The sequence below is a fragment of the Anoxybacillus sp. LAT27 genome, from assembly GCF_022030075.1.
Classification (GTDB): Bacteria; Bacillota; Bacilli; order Bacillales; family Anoxybacillaceae; genus Anoxybacillus; species Anoxybacillus kestanbolensis.
On the sequence record NZ_JAIWYK010000071.1, the window covers coordinates 1 to 22,478 of the forward strand.

Consider the following 22,478-nt stretch of genomic DNA (forward strand, 5'->3'; position numbering starts at 1 on the left):
TGTCGGATGAGGAAGAACAACAATTACGAAACGAGGTGAATGAAATGGAAACGAAAGAAAAAGAACAAGTGCTGGAATTGTTAATCTCGTATGAACAAAAGGGAAAAAAGGAAGGATTTAAACAAGGAATGAAACATCTTGTTCGCAATATGTCGAAAAAAGGAATGACACCAAAAGAAATCGCAGACCTTGTAGATCTTACGGAAGAAGAAGTACATCATTTGCTTGAAAGTTGAGAAAAATTCGGTGTGATGCCACTCCTCCAAGCATGTGGAAACAACAATTACGAAACGAGGTGAATGAAATGGAAACGAAAGAAAAAGAACAAGTGTTGGATTTAATCATTTCATATGAGAAAAAAGCGCTAGAGAAGGGTTTGAAAGAAGGCGTGGAACGAGGGTTACAACAAGAAAAGCGCCAGATTGCGAAAAAGATGCTGGAAAAAGGCTACGATGTACAGACAATTCATGAACTAACGGAGTTGTCTATGGAAGAGATTGAGGGGTTGAAGTGATGTCATCTCTTGTTTGAGTTTTCATCACTCCGCATCAACAGCGTCTCCCTGCCTTTTTAGATGAGTGAAAGAAACATTGGGATTGAAAGTAGTGGATAAGGCGGTGCATATTCGCACCGCCTACTTTTGCCTAACAATCGCTTTCGTAAACTCGGTGAAGTCTGTTAAATGGTTGTCGAGTATTTTTTGTAAAATCGTCAAGTTCAGTTCTTGATAGTCATGCACAGCGATATTGAGAAATCCGACCATCGCTTTCATTTTTTGTGACAAAGATGAAGAAATGATGCCGTGTTGTTCTAAAAGAGTGAAAGCGTCTCGGCTTGTTTGTGGAAGTCCGAGCTTTTTTGTGCAACGACGTGCATCGCTAAGTCAATGCTTGATTCACACGCTCGTTGGAGGTTGAGGACAATGGAATCTTGCTTTGTGTAATTCTCCAAATGTTTTGGGTTGTTTTCATATTCTTCATGAATACGTTTCAGACACCGTTCGATGACACTGATTTTATTTAGGATGACATCATGAATCATAAACCGACCCACTTTCCACAATGTTTCGCAAAATTTCGGCTCGTTCCTCGTTTAGTTTTGCATACATTTTCAGCACTAGCCATTCATATTCTGCCCGTTTTTGTTCGTCTGCACAATAGATGACCTTCCCGCTACTGACGATTTGTGCTTGAAAAACGGTGCTCGCTTGTTTTAAATCGATGAGATCGACGTCTCGTTGTAACTGCTCTGACAATTGTTGTGCAAGCATAAAGCGTTCATAGTGGTCTAATGATCGTTCATCGCTCAAAAAAGCAATGTCAATGTCGCTATCGTGGCGAATGTGTCCTGTTGCTGCTGATCCGAACAAATAAATGACAGAAGGGGAGACCGCATTCTTTAATGTTTCCACAATGATTTGTTCCATCTGGTCACCGTCCTTTTATTTCCATGCTATTACAATTATATGATTTTCGGTTGTGTGTGTCACGTCCCTATAGAAAACTTAGTTTTTTATGTGATTACAACGTTATTCCAAAGGATGGCCGCCTCTTTTGATCACCATTTGCTACAGTCATATGAAGTGTTTTGTTACTTAATTATTCAAAGTATTTGAATGACAGGATTATTTCAACATCTAATGGGCAAACAGTATATTTTCTGAACAATCATTCTCAAAAATTGCTGGTGTACTTGTTTTTTATCGTAAACATAAATAAAGCGTGTCATAAAAAATCGAATACAACTGTTTATAAATGTTCAAGTAATACTCCTGGTGCTAGATAAACTTGAGCTAACGCAGAATCACCCACGCAAGAGCACTTTCCTGTTCCTGTAGACCGGGTAGCCATAGGCTAGCGTTAAACTAGCACCATGAGTGAGATTGAAGTAAAAAGTCTTGGCTTAATATGTAACCACAAACCCCCACCTTCATCCATCATTTCTTGTATAATAAATAAAAAAAGTTCAATTTCTAGGAGTTGAAACGATGCAAGAACAAATAGAAAAGCAATTGGCGTTGTTTTCGAAACGGACGATTTCGCTTGATGAGTTGGAACGAATTATTCAGCCTTTTGTGCATACGTATGAAGAATTTGCTGAAATGGTGCTTGCATTGGAGGCGAAAGGGACCATTGAGATGGTAAAAGCAAAAGGGAGGACGATACGAACACCGTCGCTTGCATTTCAATATCGTATCCATAAACATCTTTTAACGAAAGACTATCATCGCGAGTTACAACGCTATCAAAATCAACTTCATTCAGCCATTCAGCTTGACGAGTATTATGGAAAGGAACCTTCTATATGGGAGCGGGACAAGCCATTTATTTTAAAAATTGACTCATACTTACGAACTCATGATCTCCCTTGTGAAGTAGCGGCTGCGCCGGAGCGAAGTATGGAGTTAGTTGGTGATGAAAAATGGATCGATGAAGGAGGAGGGAGAGAAGTACTGAAACGCATTGGTCTTTTTGAACTCCTTCGCATTGTTCCCGTTTCCGATCCTTTAATGTTTGCGATCAACCCAACGAATGTGACAAGGACATCTCAGCTTCATCTCATTGTTGAAAACAAAACGACGTATCAAGCGCTTTTGCCTGCGCTTTGTGGCACGGTTTTTTCTACGCTCATTTATGGAAGAGGAAAAAGTGTAATTAATAGCATTGAGCAATTTTCGATGCAATATCCAATCCAAGCAGATCATCGTTTCTACTATTTCGGTGACATTGATCGCGAAGGTGTTTCCATTTGGTACTCGCTTTCAAAAAAAATCCCTGTCTCGCCTGCACTCCCGTTTTATCGAGCATGTTTGCAAAAAGAGCCAACGCGTGGCAGAGAGTATCAAGTTGAGCGAGCGGAAGCACTTCTGTCGTTCCTTTCTTATTTTGAGCTAGATGAAAAATGCCGACTTTCTGAACTTCTTGTTTCTGGTTTATACTATCCACAAGAAACGTTGAAAACATGGGAATTGCAGCATATTTGGAGGGAATCAGATTGGACAAGTTAGCATGGTCAGGCATTACAGAAGGTTACCGTGAACGAATAAGAAGACTGGCGCTGTTTAGTCCGCTTTTAGACCTTGAACGGATGCGGGCGACTGATCGAAGTGGGCAACCTATTGATATGAAAGGGCTCGGACTGTTGACGCTCCTTTTTTTCTTTGAACAAAAGCTTATACGGCAGTACAAAACTGGAGTTAAACAGCTTGCTTTGTTTTTAAAACAATTGACTGAGCACGTATATGTGCTAGATGATGAGTTGTGTGAACAGCTAGCACGGACGATTGTTCAAACATTTCGTCCTACATCTGGGAAAAAGCGAAGCTATCCATTTTACGATTGGGAACAGCGTGAAGAAAGTGTGGTTGAATATTCACTTTTAAAAGCGCATGATTTTGACACGAGAACGAATACACAATATTACACGCTCGATGAAGATGGGCTTGAGCTTTTATTTGCGACGAAAGAGTTTTATAGTGAATTTCAATTATCTATCAACCAACTTATGTTGCGAAAACAGCTAGAAAAAGGAGAATTTGTGGCAGCGTTGAAACAAATTAACGAAATGCGCATTGATGTCGAAACGTTGGAAGAACGGATGAGCCGTCTTAAACATGAAATTCAGCGCAGTATTATTTCTGAAGAAACGTTTGAGCGATATAGGCAACTTTTGGACGATATTTACAGCCGACTTACACGTGAAGATGAGGAGTTTAAAGAACTGCGTGAGTTTGTCAACGACACTAGAGAGAGATTATATGCTCGTGATGTGCATCAAAAAGAAGAGAAGACGTATGAACTTGTGCTGAAAATTGCTCGGGAATTAGAATCAGTGCACTATGCCCATTCCGCACTTCTTGACAAGGCGCTTTCATTGAAAAACACGACGCTTGTGACCGCTCAAGAATCGCTGTACTATACGAGACTTCATTCGTTTAATTTTGACCAAGATATCGTGTCGTACATCGTCTCTGCGCCACTTCCGATTGAAGCGATGAAAGGGGTGCTTCATCCGTTTTTAAAAGTAGAGGAAAATAAATATTGGTCGCCAATGACCATTTTTGAAGAACAAAATATTATAGAAGAGCGTGAAGAAAAGATACATCCGCACTTCTTAGAAACAGACAATATTGAATATGTTGACCCGTATCGTACATGGCTGAAAAGCCGATATCGATTATTGATGCAACATTTGTTAGAGGCATATCAGTTAGGACGTGTTGATACGCTTTCTTCATTTTTTGATTACTTAGATGACATTGGTCAGTCGTATTTATATGAACATCGATCATTTTATGACTTTTGGCTTTTTATGCATCAACGTTCGCCTATTCAGAAAGAAATGGACAGGGAAGAGGGAGAAGCATTGTTTGGAGAGGCGATTTTATTTCTCGGCACGTATGTACTTGAGGTAGAAGAAACGAAAACCGTCATCCAAAAATGTGAACGGTTTTCCATTCAAAATATGATAATTGCGGTGAGGGAACGATGAGAGATTATTCAGAACAAAAAGTTATGCAAGCTTTTCAATTATATACGATACTTGCAAGACAAGGAGTTGCAGATGCGCAAGCGGTACAGCTTTATAAAAGTGATGATGAAATTCGCGCCCTTTTGGATGCGTTTAGTCGTGAAGTCGATTGTGTTATTGTGTTGACGAGCGAGCAATTGTTTCTTATACCGCGCACAAAATTGTCACCATTTCATGTAAGTAACGATTGGGTTAAGCGTCATTATCTTCGTTCAGGCGCTACAAACGGCGATTTATATTTGCTTTATTTTGTATCGCTCGTGTTGTTTGGAAGTTTTTACGATTCGTATCATACTCAAGAACCAACGCGACAATTTTTAGCAATGGATGAATGGGCACGACTTGTGCAGGAGCGTATCGATCAATTGAAGCGCCACGATGCGGAACAATTAAAACAATGGGAACAAGAGTTTTCTTACAATTGGAGTGTGATTATTGAGAAATGGGAGGCCATGGATGATATTAAAGAGACAGCAAAAAGGCAAAGTGGCGCTACGATCAGTCGTCTGAGTTTCCTTGATACAGCAAGACGCTTTTTAATCGATCAAGAGCTTTTAGTTGATATCGGCAACCATGAAGTCACATTAACAGAAAAAGCAAAAACGATTGTGCAACGCTTTTTCATGGATGTTGAATATAACCGTGGAATTTTTGAGTTTATTTACGGATTTGAAAGGGAGAATGAAGATGCCAGCGATCAGTAAAATTCGGCTGACGAACGTTGTTTATGAAGAAGGTCGCAAGCGGTATAACGATGAATTGTTTCGGTTTGATGGGCATAATGGAGCGATTTTGCTTGAAAACGGGGGTGGAAAAACGGTATTCATCCACACTGTACTGCAAGCGATTTTGCCGCACGTTGATTTAGCGGATCGAAAAATAAAACAAACGCTTCAATTAGAAAACGCGCCCGCACATATTGCAATTGAATGGTTGTTAAATGATGAACCGCGCCGATATGTTGTGACGGCTGTATCGCTTTTTATGACAAACAACGGATTAGACTCGCTCCGTTACGTATATGAATATAACGCGAACGACCCACATGGGATTGAGGGTATTCCATTTGTACGCGAAGGAAGAAGCGGAAAACGCCCAGCGGAACGAGGTGAAATGCAAGATTATTATCATGATATGAAAGTAAAGTCGATGTTCGCTCGCACGTTTTCAACAATAAAAGAATATAAATCGTTTCTAGAAGAGCAATATCATATTATTTCAAGCGAATGGGAAAGTATTGTTAAAATTAATAGCACAGAGGGTGGTGTTGAGACGTTTTTTGATGAATGTAAAACGACAAATCAACTATTCGATCGTCTACTTATTCCAATTGTTGAAAGTGCAATTGTTGGGCATGATGAGAAACGATTTGCTGATTTGTTTGAAAAGCAACTTGCAAGCTTTAAGCATTATAAAAAGCTAAAAGAAACGATTGAAGAAAACAAACGTATTCAGCAACAACTTGAGCAATATGTTGGTGTATATGAACAGCTTCATCAGCAACAGTTATTGTATGAACAAGTGAAGCAACATGCCAAAGGAGTATGGCTCGAGACGCTCAAACAAAAACAAACGTATGAAAACGAGCAAAATGACAATGTGATGCAATGGGAAGAATGGCGAAACGCTGAGTTGACTCATCGGAAAAAGCGGGCAACGTATCATATTTTATTAGAACAGATGAGGCTCAATGAATTTGAACGGGAATATGAACAAGCGTTAGTGCAGGAAAAAGAAAAAGAAGAAGAAATGATGCGTTTGGAGCACGAATACTATTCGCTTCAACTGGCCAAGTATAAGTCTGCACGAAAGCAATATGTAGAAATGCTAGCACATATCGAACAGCAGATGGAGAAGTTAAAAGAAGATGAAACGCTCGCTCATTATGAGGAGCAATTAGAAGTAGCTCGTCGTTCACTACTCGGTTTGTTTATGGAACAACTGGAAAAAATCGAAAAAGACGAGCGAAATGTGCGCTATGAGCTCCGTCCTATTCAAAAACAAGTAGAACAATGGAAAAAAGACATTGAAGCACGTAAGAAAGAAGAGCAAGAGACACGCGAAAAACGAGCTGGCATTCAAAAAGTCATTCATGCAAGAGAAAAAGATATGGAGCATTTGAAACAACGCTTATTAGCAAACCCAACACAACAATCTGTTGAAGAAGAAATGGAAAAATGGATGGAAAGAGAACAATGGCTAGATGAAGAACTCGTTCGTTTGCGCCAAGAAATAAAGCAATTGAAACAATTGGAACGGGAAGTAGAAGCGCATAAAGAGGAACTTGAAAAGCAACGAGCCAATAAACAGGCAGAGTGTAAAGCGTTGGAAAAACACATTCAAATGATAGAGAGTGAGGAACAAGCACTTATAAAAAAGCTTGCTTCTGTTCGGCCACAATGGGTAGCGCTTGATAGCGTTTATATTCAAGAAGAGACGATTCAAATGAGGCTTCATGAGGAAATCGAAAAAAGGATAAAAGAACGTGAAAAACTTTTAGTGCAGGAACGGATTGCTTCACGGTTTGTCGATGCGTACGGTGGACAAGACTTGTTTTTCTCCGATCCATTTTTAGCAGAACAGGTTTCTTCATGGAAAAGTCAATTTCATCTCCTTGCTACAGGTGTGGAGTATTTGCAGTCGCTTGAGGAAGAAGAACGAGAGAAAAAGCAAGTGTTCCCGCTTTGGCCAATGACGCTTATTACAACTGCGAAAGCGAAAGAGCAGCTAATACAAAAAGTGCGACAATGTAGCGATCGAATGCAGGGGCCAATTGTCGTGCTGTCTGTTGACGAGGCATCGCGTGTGGAAAATGAACATATATCGTATGAGTGGGTTGCACCATACTATTGGCAGGAAGTAAGCGATCCGACATCGTTCGCGATTTGGAAAAAACGTATGTGTGATAACGCTGAACATATAATGCAACGCCGCCAGGAGAAAGAAGCAGAGCTAAGGATTTGGCAAGATGTACAACAAGCATGGCACACGTTTTTAGCCACTTACCCATACGAAATCATCGAGTCGCTTCGTATGGAACATGCTGATCTTTTACGTAGCATAGAACAATTAGCGATAACAATCGAAAAAGAAAAAAAACGTATAAACGAATGCAGATTGCATGTTGAACGAGATGAGTCGCTTGTTAGCCAATACGAAGGGGAGTTAAGTGGTTTTCGCGATAAAATAAAAGATGCCACGACCTATATTCAATATAAAAAAGAAGTGCAAGAAGGACAAAAGCAAATACACATACTTGATGAGCAGCTTACATCGTTGACAAAAGAAATCGTGCGTTTTACTCGTTCTCTAGAAGATGCACATGCACAAAGCATAGAGCTTCAAGAACGCCTTCGGTCACTTGACACAGAGCGACGTTCAATTGAACAACATTACGATTATCGTTCGCTCCGTCATCTCATCCCTATTTATTCGGGGAAAAGCGAGGACGTCATCCGCGAAAACATTCGTGAGTTCGAGCTACGTATTCGAGGGATTAAAACATCATACGGTGAGTGGAAAGAAAAGAAACAATCGGCTCAAAGGGAGATTGATCGCCTTACTCATGAGATCAATAAGTTAAAAAAGAAACAAGTTGATTTAGATGAAACAATGGTATTCCCAAGTGATGGGGAGTATTTACTTGAACGGCTTGAGGAACAAATGGCATCGGCTCATGAATCGTTGAAACATCTGAAGCGACAAGTGCAAGAAGCGTTAAAACGAAAAGAACAACAAAAAGGTGTCGTGAAGACAAAAGAGGAGCAGTTTCAGGAGCAATTTCCAAACGAAGAGAAATGGTCATTTTCAAATGAACTGGGTGATGTTGCTGTGCAATTGGATGTGGAACGAGAAATGCTTATGAAACGAAAAACATTTCTCGAACAAGAACGAGAGCGGCTCACGAAGGAGATAAGAGATATTGAGCAAGCAGAGCGATCGCTTCACGTAGCAAAAGAAATGCATCATTTTCATTCCCCAGCGATCATTGCTTTATCGTTGAACGAAGAAGAAGTCGCATCATTCACGTACAATCGTTGTCATTTCGTTGAGCACGTGATCGAACGGTTGAAAGTGAGTAAGCAAGCGGTTGAATTAGCAAAAGAACGTGTAGAACGAGAGAAGCGGTCATTTAAAGAATTTTGTCGTACATCAATCCAAGATGTAAAAATGCAACAAACAGCTATAAACGGCATCGAGCATAAAGAAACGTATGAAGACACTATCGCTTTTAAAAACCATATGATGCAAAGTGTGGAGCGAGCAACGAATTACGCTAATGAACATATTCGTCAAAAAGATACTGAGTTACAGGCGTTTATTAACCATATTCATACACATTTGCGTACGTTAGTTGAAGAGTTAAGGCAAATACCGAACAAAACGAGAGTAAAAGTCGGAGAAGAATGGAAGCGCATTTTCACATTTGCGATTCCAGATTGGGAAGAAGAAGTCGGTAAAATGCGTATCCGCAACTATATTGAATGGATGCTGCAACAACTTGAATCTGAACGTTTCCTAAACGAACACGGTCAGCAAGACGAGGCAAAAGTACGTAAAGAAATCGAAATGTGGCTTCAATCGAAGCAACTTCTACAAGTAGTGATGAACAATGAAGGAATGAAAGTAAGTTGTCGTAAAGTAACGAACGACAATAAAGTAACGACGCGCTCGTATTCGTGGGAGCAAAGCAACGTCTGGTCTGGCGGTGAAAAATGGAGCAAAAACATGACGCTCTTTTTGGGTATTCTTAACTACGTTGCCGAGAAAAAGCAGCATATTCGTCCGAAAATGAGGCGACATCGCACGGTTATTTTGGACAATCCGTTCGGAAAAGCATCAAGCGATCATGTGTTAAGACCGGTGTTTTTTGTCGCAGAGCAGCTCGGTTTTCAAATCATTGCATTGACGGCGCATGCAGAGGGGAAGTTTTTGCGTGATTATTTCCCAATTATTTATAGTTGCCGACTTCGTTCGTCATCTGATTCGAACAAGCAAATTATGACGCAGGAAAAGTGGATTCACCACGCCTATTTTCAAGATCATGATCCGAAATCACTTGAACGGTTAGGTGAAACAGAACAGTTAGAGTTGTTTTGAGCATGGGGAAAAAGAGTCATTGTCTTTGATTTTTAATAATGTGGAGGAAAAATGTATGTATCCGAATTATCGAATTTCTGTTGAAGTGATTGTATGGCACGATGAAAAAGTTCTTTTAACGAAACGTGCAGAGCATTGTAAGGTAGCTCCGAATGTATGGAACGTTCCAGCTGGAAAAATTAAGTACGAGGAAATTCCTGTCCAAGGTTTGTTTCGAGAAGCAAAGGAAGAAATTAATTTGGATGTAGAATTGCTAGAAGAGTTATTTGTTCGTAATTTAAAAAGCAAAAGTGGTGACGAAGATATATATCGGGTTGTTTTCACGTATCTTGTCAAACCAAAAAATGATGATATTTCTTCACTTACACTAAACGACGAACATTCTGAATTTGCTTGGGTAACGAAAGAAGATCTCAACGATTCTAAGTATGAAACGCTTCATGACGACATACGACACATTTTGTTGACAAAAGTGTTTGTGTAAGACGATGTGAAACCATCTCTGCAATTTATAGAGGTGGTATTTTTTTATTGAGCGAAACTTTTGCTTTTCTTTGTTTCTTCCTTTTTAATGAAGTTACGAGGTATTTTTTGTAGAGGATAGGAGAGAAAGAAATGAAAATTCAATCGATTGAACCAACGCCAAGTCCAAATACAATGAAAGTGTTGCTTGATGAAGAGCTTCCATTTGGCACAAGTTATAACTATAAACCTGCGCAAGCTGCGCATGCGCCTGCCATTATCCAGCAATTGCTGCAAATTGAAGGCGTGAAAGGCATTTATCATGTCGCTGATTTTTTAGCTATCGAACGGCATGCGAAATATGACTGGAAACCGATTTTAACAAAAGTGCGCGAAGTATTTGGCGAGCAGGTGGAGGAACTCCAAGATAATGAGCCCGTACGCAACGATCATTTTGGCGAAGTGAAAGTGTATGTGCAAATGTTGTATGGCTTGCCGATGCAAGTGAAGTTAACGGACGGTCACGAAGAGAGACGTGTGGGCTTGCCAAAGCCGTTTGTCGATGCGGTGCTAGAAGCGCAAAAACATGCGGGGAATATCGTCATAGAGCGAAAATGGGTCGAAAAGGGCGTGCGGTACGGAACGTTTGAAGAAATCGGCGCTGATATTGTTGAGGAATTGTCTGCCGCTTATCCACCCGAACGGCTTGAACGGCTCGTGCACATGTTTAAACAAGGCGAACAGGCAAAAACACAAAAACGAACAAGCATTCAAGTAACAGAACAAATGCTAGAGAACCCAGACTGGACGAAACGATATGCGGCGTTGGAACAAATGATAGAGCCGAAGGAAACCGATTTGCCTGTATTGGCAAAGGCGTTAAAAGACGAAAAAGTCGCCATTCGTCGCTTAGCGACTGCGTATTTAGGAATGATTGGTGGCAAAAGCGTGCTTCCGTATTTATATGAGGCACTAAAAGACCCAGCCGTTTCTGTGCGCCGTACCGCTGGTGACTGTTTGTCTGACATTGGTGACGTAGAAGCCATTCCTGTCATGGTTGAAGCGCTAAACGACGCAAGCAAGCTCGTTCGCTGGCGTGCCGCGATGTTTTTATACGAAAATGGTGATGAATCCGTCTTGCCTGCATTAAAAGCGGCCGAAAACGACCCGGAATTTGAGGTAAGCATGCAAGTAAAAATGGCGATTGAACGCATCGAAGGCGGCGAAGAAGCGAAAGGATCTGTTTGGAAACAAATGACAGATAGTAGGAAGGAAGGAAGAGGGAATAGATGAATACGAAAGAATTCTGGGAGTCCAGTTTTATTGAGAAACAAACGATGTGGGGATTTGAACCTTCAGAGTCTGCGATCTTAGCAAAAGACTTTTTCCTTGAAAAGAAAGTGAAAAATATATTAATTCCAGGTATTGGGTATGGAAGAAACGCAAAAGTTTTTATCGATAACGGAATAAACGTAACAGGTATTGAGATTTCAAAAACAGCTATCGAATTAGCAAGGCAACACGGGCTTCATATTCCTATTTTCCATGGTTCAGTAACTGACATGCCTTTTGATGACCAACTTTATGATGGCGTATTTTGCCACGCGCTAATTCACTTATTGAATGAGCGCGAAAGAGAGAAGTTTATTCAAGATTGTTATAATCAGTTAACGCCAAATGGTTATATGATTTTTACAACTATTTCAAAAGAAGCACCGATGTTTGGAAAAGGGAAACAACTAGATAAGGACTACTTTGAGATTATGGAAGGGTTAAAAATGTTTTTTTATGATCATGAATCCATAAAACAAGAGTTTGGAAAGTATGGATTAGTAGAATATTCAGAGGTAGTGGAGCCGCATAAGAACATGGAAAACAAACCTCCGTTTAAATTTATCATGATCAAATGTCAAAAACGATAATATTTAAAAATAGAGGAGAATCCAAATGAACATTGTTATCAAACGGCTCGATCATGTGCAAATTTGCATTCCGATCGGTGCAGAGGACGAAGCGCGAGCGTTTTATACAGGGGTGCTCGGTTTTAGCGAAATCGAAAAACCGGAAACGTTGAAAGCAAGTGGCGGGCTTTGGTATGAAGTTGGCGATATTGGACTACATATCGGAGTTGAAAACCGCGAAGGATATCGAAGCAAAAGCCACCCCGCGTTTGAAGTCGAAAATATTGAGGCAGTACGACGTTATTTGGAAGAAAAGGGAGTAGTGACGAAAGACGAAAAAGCCATTCCTGGTATTGCTCGCTTCTCGTTTCTTGATCCGTTTCACAACCGAATAGAATTTTTGGAGAAACAGCGAGGGCAATAGTCCTCGTTGGATGTTGCAGATAAGTTGAGACAGAAGTGGAGAAACCCTCTGTCTTTTTTTGTTTTCACGACAAAATTCGACATCGTTTTTTTTAAGTTTTTATGTAGGATAAAGGTAGTAATTTTAGTTGAGGGTTGAGAGCAATGGGTAATTTTCTAAATTTTTTCGTTCCTATTTTTATTGTTGTAACGAGTGCATTTGGACTTATTTATGTGATACGGCGAGAACGGGACTATTGCCCAAAATGTGGTGGAAAGCTGCAAGATTTCTATGTTGATCGCAATCAAAGAGCGTTTACCGACGGAGAGTTAGAGGCGTTTAAAATTTTACATCCAGAGGATCGCTCAACATTTCAGAAAGTGAAATATTGCCGTCAATGTCGGAAAGCATATCGGCACATCACTTAAAGATATACTGCATGGCAAAAATAAAGGGGAAAAACATGATGCGAATACGCAAATGCGCTAGGGCAGTAATCACCAATGAATATCATGAAATTCTTCTTCAAAAATTTGAATTTACGGATGTCATAGGAAATGTCGTGTTATGGGTAACTCCCGGAGGTGGCATCAAGGGAAAGGAAACCCCGATCGAAGCTTTGAAAAGAGAACTACGTGAAGAGCTTGGAATTGTTGTTGATATTCATGACGAACCACTATTTGAAATCGATGTATTCATTGAAGGAAAAAGCAATTCTTTTATAAGCCGGGAGATTTATTATAAGATAACGATTCAATCCGACACGATATTATCGATTGAAAATATGACTGAAAAAGAGAAAGATACGTTTATTGATTTAAAGTGGTGGAGTAAGGAAGAGTTGAAGAAAATAAAAAACTTTGCGCCGCGTGAAATATTGAACTATTTTTAGAAAGCAAGCACCATTAAGGATGTTTTACGCATAAGATTAATCGGGTAAAAAATGATTCTTCTTTATTACTTGCTTTCATTCTCTTGTTAGTATTTGTAACATCAGCCTCAGCTGTTACATTTGTTGGAACTTGTGCTCGTTGAGCGTTAGGGATCAATGAGCACAATGAGTAAAGATTATTTTTCGGAGGAAAAAGGCATTATATTTCACTGAAAGAAGGGACATTAAAAATGAAAAGCCGACCTAGGGATACTATAGCGGCTGGTCGTCGTCATACCGTTGGCTTAAATCGGATGGAACGGTAGTAGCTGTCGGTGATAATGCGTATGGACAGTGTGAGGTAAGCGATTGGTGTGATATTGTAGCGATTGCGGCAGGGAATGTTCATATGGCAACGAATACAGGCAATGCTCATACTGTTGGGCTTAAATCGAACGGAACAGTGGTGGCTGTTGGATGGAATAAACATGGCCAATGCGATGTGAGCGACTGGGGCAATATCGTGGCGGTGGCTGCGGGGTAGCGTCATACCATCGGACTTCGCTTGGATGGAAAGGTAGTGGCTGTTGGACGAAACACTGAAGGCCAATGCAATGTAGACGACTGGCGTGATATTGTAGCGGTTGCAGCGGGTGACTGGCACACCGTTGGGCTTAAGCAACGTCGACACTGTAACAGAATTGGCGATTCAAGAGGCGCTTGCCCGGCTGATGAACAACCGAACAAGTTTTGTAATCGCCCATCGGCTCAATACGATTCAACGGGCAGACCGTATTATCGTGTTGCAAGAAGGGGCTATCGTTGAACAAGGAACGCACGAGGCATTGCTCCAAGCAAAAGGGGGTTATTATGAGTTGTACCACCGCCAGTTTCAAGAAATATCCTAAAGACTTGTACGAACAATCGCACAAGTCTTTTTTTAAGGATAAGAAAGACAAGGGTGGCTAGCTCCAAGCGCCATCGGCTTAAGGCGTTCCCTCTTCAGTGGGGCTTGTGCAATCTTTGCCGATGGGCAGGAACGTTACGCTTTTCTTATCGCTCCAGCCGCTTGAGAAACATTCGGTTGCAGCATCAAATGGAAGTAGTAACGAAGTTGACGTTCGTCAGCTCTTTTTTATTTTTTTTGAGCAGGTACATTCTTTTTCATCCATACGTATATATACAATACGTATATATACAATATGGATGCCCCTTATGGATAAAAATACAAGGAGGAGTGTTTGGATGTCGTTATACGACTATAATCAACCGAACGATGAATTGAAAGCGTTAATTGGAAAAACGGTGACCGTTTATCGTGGTGGACCAGAATCAAAAACAGGAAAGTTAGTAGATGTTCAAGTGGATTACCTTGCGCTTGCGAACGAAAATGAAGCTTCAATTATCTATTATGTAATGCATCACGTTCAAAGCATTAGTGAAAACGCCAGGGCGAATTCGCTGCCGTCTTTCTCTTCTAGCAACAACACCATAGAGCCTGTTCGCGCCAAAAGCTTTAAGGAGCTATTGTGTGATCTTATCTCCCGTCGGATTAAAATCAACCAAGGTGGTCCAGAGTCAAAACAAGGAACGTTGCTTGACGTAAATGACGATCATATCGTTTTATTTACGGAAGATGATGGGGTTGTGTTTTATCACCTTCAACACATAAAAAGCATTTACGTGCAAATGGAAAAAGAAGAGGATATAACCGAGGAAAACGACGAAACAACCGAGCTGGAAAAAGCAACGAACAATGTTCCGCCATATGTGAAAACACCAAATTTTTCTGCATTGTTCACGGAACTAACGCATACATGGGTTTCGATTAATCGCGGAGGACCGGAGGCAATCGAGGGCATTCTCGTCCCAGAAGGAGACGGCTATTGCACCGTCTTCAATGGGGATGAAATTATTCGAATGAATCCGAATCACATTAAAAGCATAAGCTGTGGACCAAAAGGAGCATTTCAAGGCGTGATCCAGCAACAAAACGAACAATCAACGGAGAAAGCGGAAGAGAAGGCTGGTAAAGAGGAGAAAAAACAAGAAGCACACGGCGACAAGAAAAAAGACGAAGGAAAAGAAAAAGGCGAAAAAGAAGCGAAAGCGCAGGAAGCAAAAGGCGGGAAAGAGGAGCCGAAAAAGCAAGAAGCGCACGACGACAAGAAAAAAGGCAAGGGGGAAAAAGAAACAAAAGCACAGGAAAAGAAAGGGAAGGAGGTGGAAGGCAAGAAAAAAGGTGAAGATGCAAAAGGAGAAAAACCGAAAAAAGACGAGGAGAAAGGGGAGAAGAAACACGATAAACGAGAGTAATGAATGTTCTCCACTTGCCTGAAAAAAGGATGAGAAACATGGATCAATTAAAAACATTACTTGGAAAGCAAGTACGAGTAGAAGTGTCGGGGGGAACGATTGTTCAAGGGGTGCTTGTGGATGTCGGAGCCGATATCGTTGTCATTTACACTGGGAAGGAATATTTGTACATTCCTCATTTACACATTCATCATATAAAGCTTCATATAGATCCAGCAAACCAAATTTCTAGCCCGTTCCCAGAAATTCCTTTGCAGGAAGAAACGAATATTTCTTATCGCAAAACGTTAGTAAACGCCAAGGGGCGATTTGTGGAAATTTACGTCATCGGGAATAAAACGATTCACGGCTATATCACAAGTGTGCTGAACGATTATTTTGTCTTTTATTCCCCCGTTTATAAAACGATGTTTATTTCTTTGCAACATTTAAAATGGCTCATCCCCTATCAAAAAAGCATTACCCCGTACACACTAGGGAATGATTTATTGCCCGTACAGCCGACGACGCTTGCTTTGCAACGCTCATTAGAGGAGCAACTCAAAAAAACCGAAGGACAACTCGTCATTTTTGACATAGGCGACCATCCAATGAAAATCGGGTTGCTAAAACAAGTACAAAACAATATGGTAGAACTTGTAACAGCTAACGGAGAATCGGTATATTGGAAAATCCATCATTTAAAAATTGTGCATTTCCCATAACAAAAACAATCCCTCCTTAAAAACAAATGAAGGAGGGATTTTTATAGAAAAAGCAGCACGAGCCAAAGATATAACATCATAAGTGTAAACAACACCGTGAGCGGGATGACAAGAATTGTCGTTTTTATATACATCGCCCAAGGTACAGGGAAGCGATATTTTTTTAGAATATGCAACCAAAGCAGCGTGGCGAGCGTGCCTGTTGGTAATAGAAGCGAGCCGATATCACTACCAATAATCATCGATAAATAAGCAGCTTTGACAAGGGGAGGAGCTAGATTCATATCTGTTAGTGCCAATGTCCCAATCATGAGCGCAGGATGGTTATTAAAAATATTGGCTAATATTGTCCACGCTCCACCCATAATGAAAACGGCGTGAAATACATCCGAAATATACGGCTGTAATAATTCGACAAGGAAACGGCTAAGTCCAATATGGTTCAACCCATAAATAATGACATACATCCCGAACGCAAAGACGAGAATGTGCCACGGTGCTTTGGATAGTACATCGTACGGTTTGATTTTTAAGGCGTAAGAGCGCCAGCTTAATAATAAAACAGATCCAGTGAGTGCTACGATTTCGACGGGAATATGGAAATACGAGGCGACAAATAAACTTATTCGCACCGCTAATACAAAAAGAAGGATTCGTTTCATCTGCTTTTCTGATACTTTCATGTCACTAGAGTGATCTTTGAGAGGATGGTCAAAAAGAGAGCGAGGCGAGATCGGAACGATTCGTGGAGGCAATGTTTTCGGAATGTCATTGGAAAACAAGAGAAACAGCATGCTTACCAAAAACAAAAGCCCGAGCATTGAAGGAATAAACATCATCGCTGTTTGCAAATATAAATTCATCTGAATAATATTCAGCGAGATTAGATTTACGATGTTACTGACGCCGATTGGAGCGCTCGAGGCAGTGGCAATCAACGCTCCACTCAATAAATACGGAAGTTTTTCGTGTCTTTTTAATTGAAAACTGTTTAAAAGCAACAACAAAATCGGAGTGGTAATCATAATGCTCCCGTCATTGTTAAAAAACAATGTCATGAGAAAACAAAGTGCATTCGTATACCAAAAGAGGCGGAGACCAGACCCGTTTGCTCGTTTGGCCAGCAACGTGGCGATCCAGTGGAAGAAACCGATGCTTTCGAGTACGAGTGCCATGACAAGCGTCGCAATGATGGTGACCGCTGCTCCGCTCACTTTTGTCGTAATGTCGAGCAAATGAGAGGAGTTCACGGCTCCGCCAAGGATGACCAGTACAGCGCCAATCGTCGCAGGAATGGCCTCATTGATTCCTTTTGGCCGCCAGTAAACGAGCATCATCGTAATCAAAAATGCTAATATCGTTATTTCCGTTGTCATCATATCCTCCTTTCTTTCGTGTAGTTATTGACAGCTGTCGGTATGGTTGATTGGTACTGTATATATACGAATCCCGCCAGGAACTTGTACTACGCGATTCACTCAATCTTTCCAAAATCCGCTGTTGTTCGCTATTGACTTCTGGTAATTTATCATGTAATATGCAGTAAGTACCATTCAGTTCGTTATTTAAGGATCGTTGTAAGTCGCGCCTCGTCGTAAGAGAAGGCCCTCTTAGCAAGCCTTCCTTACGATGGTAGCGCGACTTTTCTATTGGGAAGTAATGAAGGATGGTCAATTTGTTTTGGAGGAATTCAAATGAACACAGGTACAGTAAAATGGTTTAATGCAGAAAAAGGCTTTGGCTTTATTGCGACAGAAGGCGGAAACGACGTATTCGTTCACTTCACTGCAATCCAAGGCGACGGATTTAAAACGCTTGAAGAAGGACAAAAAGTGACATTTGACATTATCAACGGAAACCGTGGTCCACAAGCGGCAAACGTTCGAAAAGGATAAATGTAAGTACGAAAAGTGGTTCTGCTTTCGGGCAGAGCCATTTTTTGTGATCCCAAACTTGTAAAGGGGAAATGGACGCTTTGCCAATAAGCAGGCATTTTACGAAAGAAAAGCAAGATTCACACTGGCGCAGCTTCGGAGCTGCAAGGATGGTCGAGAGGTAGGGCTTCCATTGTTTCAAGTTTTTCGGTATGGTATAAGGGTAGTGTCAAAAAATCTATGAAAAGCCCTTTTTAAATTCCTTTTTAAGGTATTTAAAGGGGATGGTGGGATCGGATTCGCCCTTGACCAACATTCGCCAAAGGAAAGAAAGGGTCAGTAAGGGCAAGAGAGGAGGGAAGGAAATGAATCGCGTGTTTATTTATGGAACGTCGCTTGTTGGGGAAGTAAATCACCATGTAGCCGCGCCGTATGTGTGGCATGTCCAGCTGGGAAAAGTGAACGGGCCGTTGTATGACGTCGGGGCGTATCCAACGCTTGTGCTCGGAGGAGAAGAAGTAGCTGTTGGCGAATGGCTAACCGTTACAGAAGAAGGAATCAAACAAATGGACCGTTTAGAAGATTACGAAGAAGGCCGAACCAACAACGAATATGAGCGAGTATGGGTGAAAGACTGTGAACAAGCTATCAAAGGGTATGTATAGTTTATTTACTTTAGCCGCTTGTTTGAAAAATACCGAAAGCGCATGTTGCCGGTTGCGGTATTTAGCTACGACTATCTTCGCCATGAGCCTTCAACGTTTATGCTCCAATTTCTATTTTTTGGTGCACTCCAATTCTGATTTCTTACTGTTGAGTTGCGCAAACAATGGACGATGGTGCCTGTCACCTTCAAATGACGGATACAGTGGCGTTTTCGCCAATTTTTTCTTTAATGACCTTGCCTGTTGCTTCTGCTCGTTTTTTGAAGTCTTCCACCCATTTTTTCGCTTCTTGTTCTTTATTAATCAGCTTGCCAATTTCAATTTGTTGCGTCAAATAGTCAAGTTTTCCCCACGTGTACACCACGGTTGGCGCAATTTCTTTTAATTTGTCGAGGTTTTTCATCGTCGGAGAACCAATAATCAAATCTGGATTTAATTCGATGATTTTCTCTAAATTATCTTCAGAAACAACTTCCACTCCTTTTAATTTCTCTTGAAATAACGGATTTTTGGAAGTCCACTCATCGATTCCGACAACCTTCCCACCCAATGCAATGACGTTTTCTCCATAGGCGAGCGTGACGATTCGTTGCCACAAAGACGAATAAAATAAAAAAGACTATACGTGTACAAGCATATGAAGCGATTGTCTTCCCACCAAACGAAAAATAGGGTCGAGAGCAGTAAGTGTCGATGAGTATAGGCGGGTTATTTTTCTAAATGATGAGATTTTACATTGTAATAAAACAGAAATATTACCTTGATAGACATAGTAATTTGTTTGATAATATAGTTGTGAGGTGTTAATAATGGGTGAGAATAAAATTACATCCGATTTGTTGCGCGGACATACCGATACGATCATTTTGCGCCTTTTATCTGAAGCAGATCGTTACGGCTACGAAATTGTTAAGCTCATTGCCGAGCGTTCGGGCGGAGAGTATGAATTGAAGGAAGCAACGATGTATTCCAGCCTCCGACGACTTGAAGCCAGCGGCGATATTGAGTGGTACTGGGGCGACGAATCTCAAGGTGGACGGCGTAAGTATTTTCGCATTACGGAAAAAGGCAAGGAGACTTATGCCCGTAACAAAAGCAACTGGGAGTACGCAAAGTGCGTGCTAGATAAATTGTTATAAGGAGCGTTGATAAGATGAACGAGAAGTTGACTAGCTATTTAAATAGCGTTTTCGCGCCATACGATGAGGTAAAAAGCATCACTGAATTAAAAGCCGATTTACTTTCTGATTTGCAGGAGCGATACCGTGAACTGAAAGCTGAGGGTAAGGATGATGAAACGGCATTTAAGATGACTATTGAGAGCATCGGTGACATTGAACAAACTATCTTGGAAATCGCGAACCTCTCCCATTCGCTGGAGCGGCAAGTGTTGGCAAACTTCAGTGCGAGCAACCTCGCTCAAGGAGACTTTGCAGGGGTGACCGCACATAAAGGAAAGTTTGTAGCGAGTGCATTGCGCGGATCCGATTTTTCTGGTGCCGACCTAACGGGAAGCTTATTTAAAGCAAGTGATATGCGCGAAGCCAACTTTAGGAGCGCGAATTTAACCGATTGCCTGTTCTATGCTACTGATTTGACAGATGCAAATCTCACGCAATCAATCCTGGTGCGCACTCGTTTTAGTAAATCAGGACTGACAGGAGCAAAATTCACGGACACCAAACTAACAGATGTGAAGTTTGCCATGCTTGACCTTAGAAAAACGATGTTTGAGCGTTGTATCTTTATTGGTGTGAACTTCAAATATTGCGACCTACGAGGAATGCGCTTTGACGGGCATACTTTTATCGGCGTCAAGTTTACCAAGTCGGCACTGCGCGAAGCATCTTTTGAAGGAGCGACACTCAAAAATACTTCGTTCCATCCAGGTTTCACTTTGACCAATAAATATTACCGCACCATCCCAACCATCTGCTTTGACGGCGCCGTGATGGATAAACTCACCTATGCTTCCTTGAAAGGCCTAGGTGCTGATTTATCAAAGGTTACCATTGTATAGGAGGCGGAGGGTATGCGAAACAACGCGATCCAATAGATCCCGCTCGTATGGTGTTTAGGTATTCTCATTGTTGCGTATATAACTGCAATGCGCGTTTACAGACGAAAAATGGCGTGAGGATAGGGCAAGCAGATGATTTGAAGAAAGAAAAACATATTCGTTACAATAAGGAAGAAAATTCCCTCCGATCTGGAGGACAAAACCGAGGTGTGACGATGAAAATTGAAGTATGGTCCGATTTTGTTTGTCCGTTTTGTTATATCGGCAAGCGGCGGTTAGAAGAGGCGCTTGCGTCTTTTCCGCATCGGGAGAATGTCGAGGTCGTCTTCCGTAGTTTTGAACTTGATCCGCATGCAAAAAAAGAAACGCCATTTAGCATTCACGAAATGATTGCGCAAAAATACGGTATTTCCGTAGAAGAAGCGAAGCGGGCAAACGCCGATATTGGCAAGCAAGCGGAGGCGCTTGGTCTTACGTTCCGTTTTGAGACGATGAAACCGACCAATACGTTTGATGCCCACCGTCTCGCGCAATATGCGAAGGAAAAAGGGAAGCTTGATGAAGTAGTGGAGCGGTTGTTTTACGCCTATTTTACCGAATCGAAGCGAATTAGCGACCGCAACGTGCTACTGGAGCTTGCTGAAGCGGCAGGGCTTGATCGGAAAGAGGCGGAAGCGGTGCTTGATAGCGAACGTTATGCCGAACACGTGCGAAACGAGGAAGCGATAGCGGCTCAACTCGGCGTTCGCGGTGTACCGTTTTTCGTGCTCAATCAAAAATATGCGATTTCTGGCGCTCAGCCCGTCGACGTATTCCGCCAAGCATTAGAAAAAGTATGGGCAGAAGAACAGCAGTCCTCATCGCTACAATTGCTTGCGGAAAAAGGAAAAACGTGCACGGACGAAAATTGCGCTATCGACTAAATTCCAGCAAATAAAAAGCCGGCTAGGGAATCCAGACCGGCTTTATCTTATTCCACATCGTCCATATGCAAGATGGAATTAAGCGAAATTGCTAAATCTGGATACAAAAAAGACGTTAAAACATCTTTCGGGCCGAATACTGCGCGTTTTTGAAACCGCTCGTCTTCTAAGCCGATGACTTCAATCGTCCGATTGCTTGGGTCGACCATCCAATACTCTTTCACGCCGTTTGTTTCATATAAATAATATTTTTGATTTCGATCTTTAATTCCTGTGCTAGCGGATAACACTTCGATCACGAGATCGGGTGCGCCTTGTACTCGGTTTTTCTTCAGTTGATTTACGTTGCAAATGACGAATAAGTCTGGCTGTACAACGGTTTGTGCTTCTTCTTCATTGTTATCTGTATCGAATTGCACGTCAAATGGGGACAAGATGAGGTGGCATCCACGTGCTTTGAAGTAAGGAGCTAAGGCGAGATGCAGTTCGCCGACGACATATTGATGAATATACGAAGGCGATGCAAGCAAATAAGGGATACCGTCAATCAGTTCCCAATTTCCTTCCCATTGCTGAATATCTTTATATGAATACATACGACCGTGTTGTGCTTTTTCCATCTCTCCCACATCCTTTTTTCTACATTATATCATAATGAGAAAGTACTTTTGACATACGACGAAACCGACACTTCATTTGTTTTGTCTGG

20 protein-coding genes and 7 pseudogenes are annotated in these 22,478 nt (G+C 41.4%); 22 read left to right on the plus strand and 5 right to left on the minus strand.

What is annotated here, in order from left to right:
* Together LD028_RS06780 and LD028_RS06785 are read left to right on the plus strand one after the other, a co-directional pair.
* Positions 1-236, plus strand: a pseudogene (locus LD028_RS06780) (DUF4351 domain-containing protein); the annotation flags it as partial.
* 68 nt (positions 237-304) lie between these two features.
* Positions 305-514, plus strand: a complete 210-nt coding sequence (locus tag LD028_RS06785) for an RpnC/YadD family protein (protein WP_237810804.1) — start codon at positions 305-307, stop codon at positions 512-514.
* A 120-nt stretch (positions 515-634) separates the two neighbouring features.
* On the opposite strand, the pseudogene hepT reads toward LD028_RS06785, so the two are convergent.
* Both hepT and mntA read right to left on the minus strand, forming a co-directional pair.
* Positions 635-1,041 (minus strand): annotated as a pseudogene (gene hepT / locus LD028_RS06790) (type VII toxin-antitoxin system HepT family RNase toxin).
* The gene (mntA, locus tag LD028_RS06795) at positions 1,031-1,426 is read right to left on the minus strand and encodes a type VII toxin-antitoxin system MntA family adenylyltransferase antitoxin (protein WP_237810803.1); all 396 of its coding nucleotides are present in this window, start codon (positions 1,424-1,426) and stop codon (positions 1,031-1,033) included. The pseudogene hepT and the gene mntA overlap by 11 nt, the downstream one beginning before the upstream one ends.
* A gap of 561 nt (positions 1,427-1,987) precedes the next feature.
* Between mntA and LD028_RS06800 the strand changes: the two genes are divergently transcribed.
* The 14 genes and pseudogenes from LD028_RS06800 (at position 1,988) to LD028_RS06865 (ending at position 16,287) form a co-directional block, all read left to right on the plus strand.
* A complete protein-coding gene (locus LD028_RS06800; protein ID WP_237811356.1) occupies positions 1,988-3,007 on the plus strand; it encodes a Wadjet anti-phage system protein JetD domain-containing protein in 1,020 nt (339 codons plus the stop codon).
* The gene (locus tag LD028_RS06805; protein ID WP_237811357.1) at positions 2,962-4,491 is read left to right on the plus strand and encodes a replicative DNA helicase; all 1,530 of its coding nucleotides are present in this window, start codon (positions 2,962-2,964) and stop codon (positions 4,489-4,491) included. The genes LD028_RS06800 and LD028_RS06805 overlap by 46 nt, the downstream gene beginning before the upstream one ends.
* On the plus strand, positions 4,488-5,234 hold the full coding sequence (locus LD028_RS06810; RefSeq protein ID WP_237811358.1) for a DUF6063 family protein: 747 nt from the start codon (positions 4,488-4,490) through the stop codon (positions 5,232-5,234). Before LD028_RS06805 ends, LD028_RS06810 begins: the two co-directional genes overlap by 4 nt.
* Positions 5,218-9,630, plus strand: coding sequence for a coiled-coil domain-containing protein (locus tag LD028_RS06815; RefSeq protein ID WP_237811359.1), 4,413 nt, complete (start codon positions 5,218-5,220; stop codon positions 9,628-9,630). The genes LD028_RS06810 and LD028_RS06815 overlap by 17 nt, the downstream gene beginning before the upstream one ends.
* A gap of 55 nt (positions 9,631-9,685) precedes the next feature.
* Positions 9,686-10,114: an NUDIX domain-containing protein gene (locus tag LD028_RS06820; protein ID WP_237811360.1), complete on the plus strand. Its 429-nt coding sequence runs from the start codon at positions 9,686-9,688 to the stop codon at positions 10,112-10,114.
* A gap of 131 nt (positions 10,115-10,245) precedes the next feature.
* Positions 10,246-11,385: a conserved virulence factor C family protein gene (locus LD028_RS06825; protein ID WP_237811361.1), complete on the plus strand. Its 1,140-nt coding sequence runs from the start codon at positions 10,246-10,248 to the stop codon at positions 11,383-11,385.
* Positions 11,382-12,014, plus strand: coding sequence for a class I SAM-dependent methyltransferase (locus tag LD028_RS06830; RefSeq protein WP_237811362.1), 633 nt, complete (start codon positions 11,382-11,384; stop codon positions 12,012-12,014). Before LD028_RS06825 ends, LD028_RS06830 begins: the two co-directional genes overlap by 4 nt.
* Before the next feature lie 25 nt (positions 12,015-12,039).
* Positions 12,040-12,417, plus strand: coding sequence for a VOC family protein (locus LD028_RS06835; protein ID WP_077429995.1), 378 nt, complete (start codon positions 12,040-12,042; stop codon positions 12,415-12,417).
* 143 nt (positions 12,418-12,560) lie between these two features.
* Positions 12,561-12,824 (plus strand): hypothetical protein, encoded by a 264-nt coding sequence (locus LD028_RS06840; RefSeq protein ID WP_077429994.1) that lies wholly within the window; start codon positions 12,561-12,563, stop codon positions 12,822-12,824.
* 38 nt (positions 12,825-12,862) lie between these two features.
* Complete coding sequence (locus LD028_RS06845) at positions 12,863-13,288, plus strand: NUDIX domain-containing protein (RefSeq protein WP_237811392.1); 426 nt, start codon at positions 12,863-12,865, stop codon at positions 13,286-13,288.
* A gap of 230 nt (positions 13,289-13,518) precedes the next feature.
* A pseudogene (locus LD028_RS06850) lies at positions 13,519-13,991 on the plus strand (RCC1 domain-containing protein); the annotation flags it as partial.
* Positions 13,945-14,175, plus strand: a pseudogene (locus LD028_RS06855) (multidrug ABC transporter ATP-binding protein); the annotation flags it as partial. The pseudogenes LD028_RS06850 and LD028_RS06855, both read left to right, overlap by 47 nt.
* 337 nt (positions 14,176-14,512) lie before the next feature.
* Positions 14,513-15,583, plus strand: a complete 1,071-nt coding sequence (locus tag LD028_RS06860) for a spore coat protein CotH (RefSeq protein WP_237811363.1) — start codon at positions 14,513-14,515, stop codon at positions 15,581-15,583.
* Between the two features lie 38 nt (positions 15,584-15,621).
* Entirely contained in the window at positions 15,622-16,287 is a 666-nt protein-coding gene (locus LD028_RS06865) for a DUF2642 domain-containing protein (protein ID WP_237811364.1), read from the plus strand.
* Between the two features lie 41 nt (positions 16,288-16,328).
* Here LD028_RS06865 and LD028_RS06870 read toward each other — a convergent pair whose 3' ends face one another.
* A complete protein-coding gene (locus LD028_RS06870) occupies positions 16,329-17,663 on the minus strand; it encodes an arsenic transporter (protein WP_370642816.1) in 1,335 nt (444 codons plus the stop codon).
* 318 nt (positions 17,664-17,981) lie between these two features.
* Between LD028_RS06870 and LD028_RS06875 the strand changes: the two genes are divergently transcribed.
* From LD028_RS06875 to LD028_RS06885, 3 genes and pseudogenes are all read left to right on the plus strand, one after another.
* Positions 17,982-18,182, plus strand: coding sequence for a cold-shock protein (locus LD028_RS06875; RefSeq protein WP_066324730.1), 201 nt, complete (start codon positions 17,982-17,984; stop codon positions 18,180-18,182).
* Between the two features lie 344 nt (positions 18,183-18,526).
* A pseudogene (locus LD028_RS06880) lies at positions 18,527-18,823 on the plus strand (gamma-glutamylcyclotransferase family protein); the annotation flags it as partial.
* A 3-nt stretch (positions 18,824-18,826) separates the two neighbouring features.
* Positions 18,827-18,961, plus strand: a pseudogene (locus LD028_RS06885) (DUF4351 domain-containing protein); the annotation flags it as partial.
* Positions 18,962-19,016: 55 nt separating this feature from the next.
* Here the strand turns inward: LD028_RS06885 and LD028_RS06890 are convergent.
* Positions 19,017-19,418: pseudogene (locus LD028_RS06890) on the minus strand (ABC transporter substrate-binding protein); the annotation flags it as partial.
* A 217-nt stretch (positions 19,419-19,635) separates the two neighbouring features.
* On the opposite strand from LD028_RS06890, the gene LD028_RS06895 reads away from it, so the two are divergent.
* From LD028_RS06895 to LD028_RS06905, 3 genes are all read left to right on the plus strand, one after another.
* A complete protein-coding gene (locus LD028_RS06895; protein ID WP_237811366.1) occupies positions 19,636-19,965 on the plus strand; it encodes a PadR family transcriptional regulator in 330 nt (109 codons plus the stop codon).
* A 14-nt stretch (positions 19,966-19,979) separates the two neighbouring features.
* Positions 19,980-20,846 (plus strand): pentapeptide repeat-containing protein, encoded by an 867-nt coding sequence (locus LD028_RS06900; protein ID WP_237811367.1) that lies wholly within the window; start codon positions 19,980-19,982, stop codon positions 20,844-20,846.
* A 215-nt stretch (positions 20,847-21,061) separates the two neighbouring features.
* Positions 21,062-21,769, plus strand: a complete 708-nt coding sequence (locus tag LD028_RS06905; RefSeq protein WP_043967077.1) for a DsbA family oxidoreductase — start codon at positions 21,062-21,064, stop codon at positions 21,767-21,769.
* Positions 21,770-21,816: 47 nt separating this feature from the next.
* On the opposite strand, the gene LD028_RS06910 is transcribed toward LD028_RS06905, so the two are convergent.
* Positions 21,817-22,389 carry a Uma2 family endonuclease gene (locus LD028_RS06910; protein WP_237811368.1) on the minus strand — a complete coding sequence of 191 codons (573 nt, stop codon included), beginning with the start codon at positions 22,387-22,389 and terminating at the stop codon, positions 21,817-21,819.
* Between the last annotated feature and the right edge of the window lie 89 nt (positions 22,390-22,478).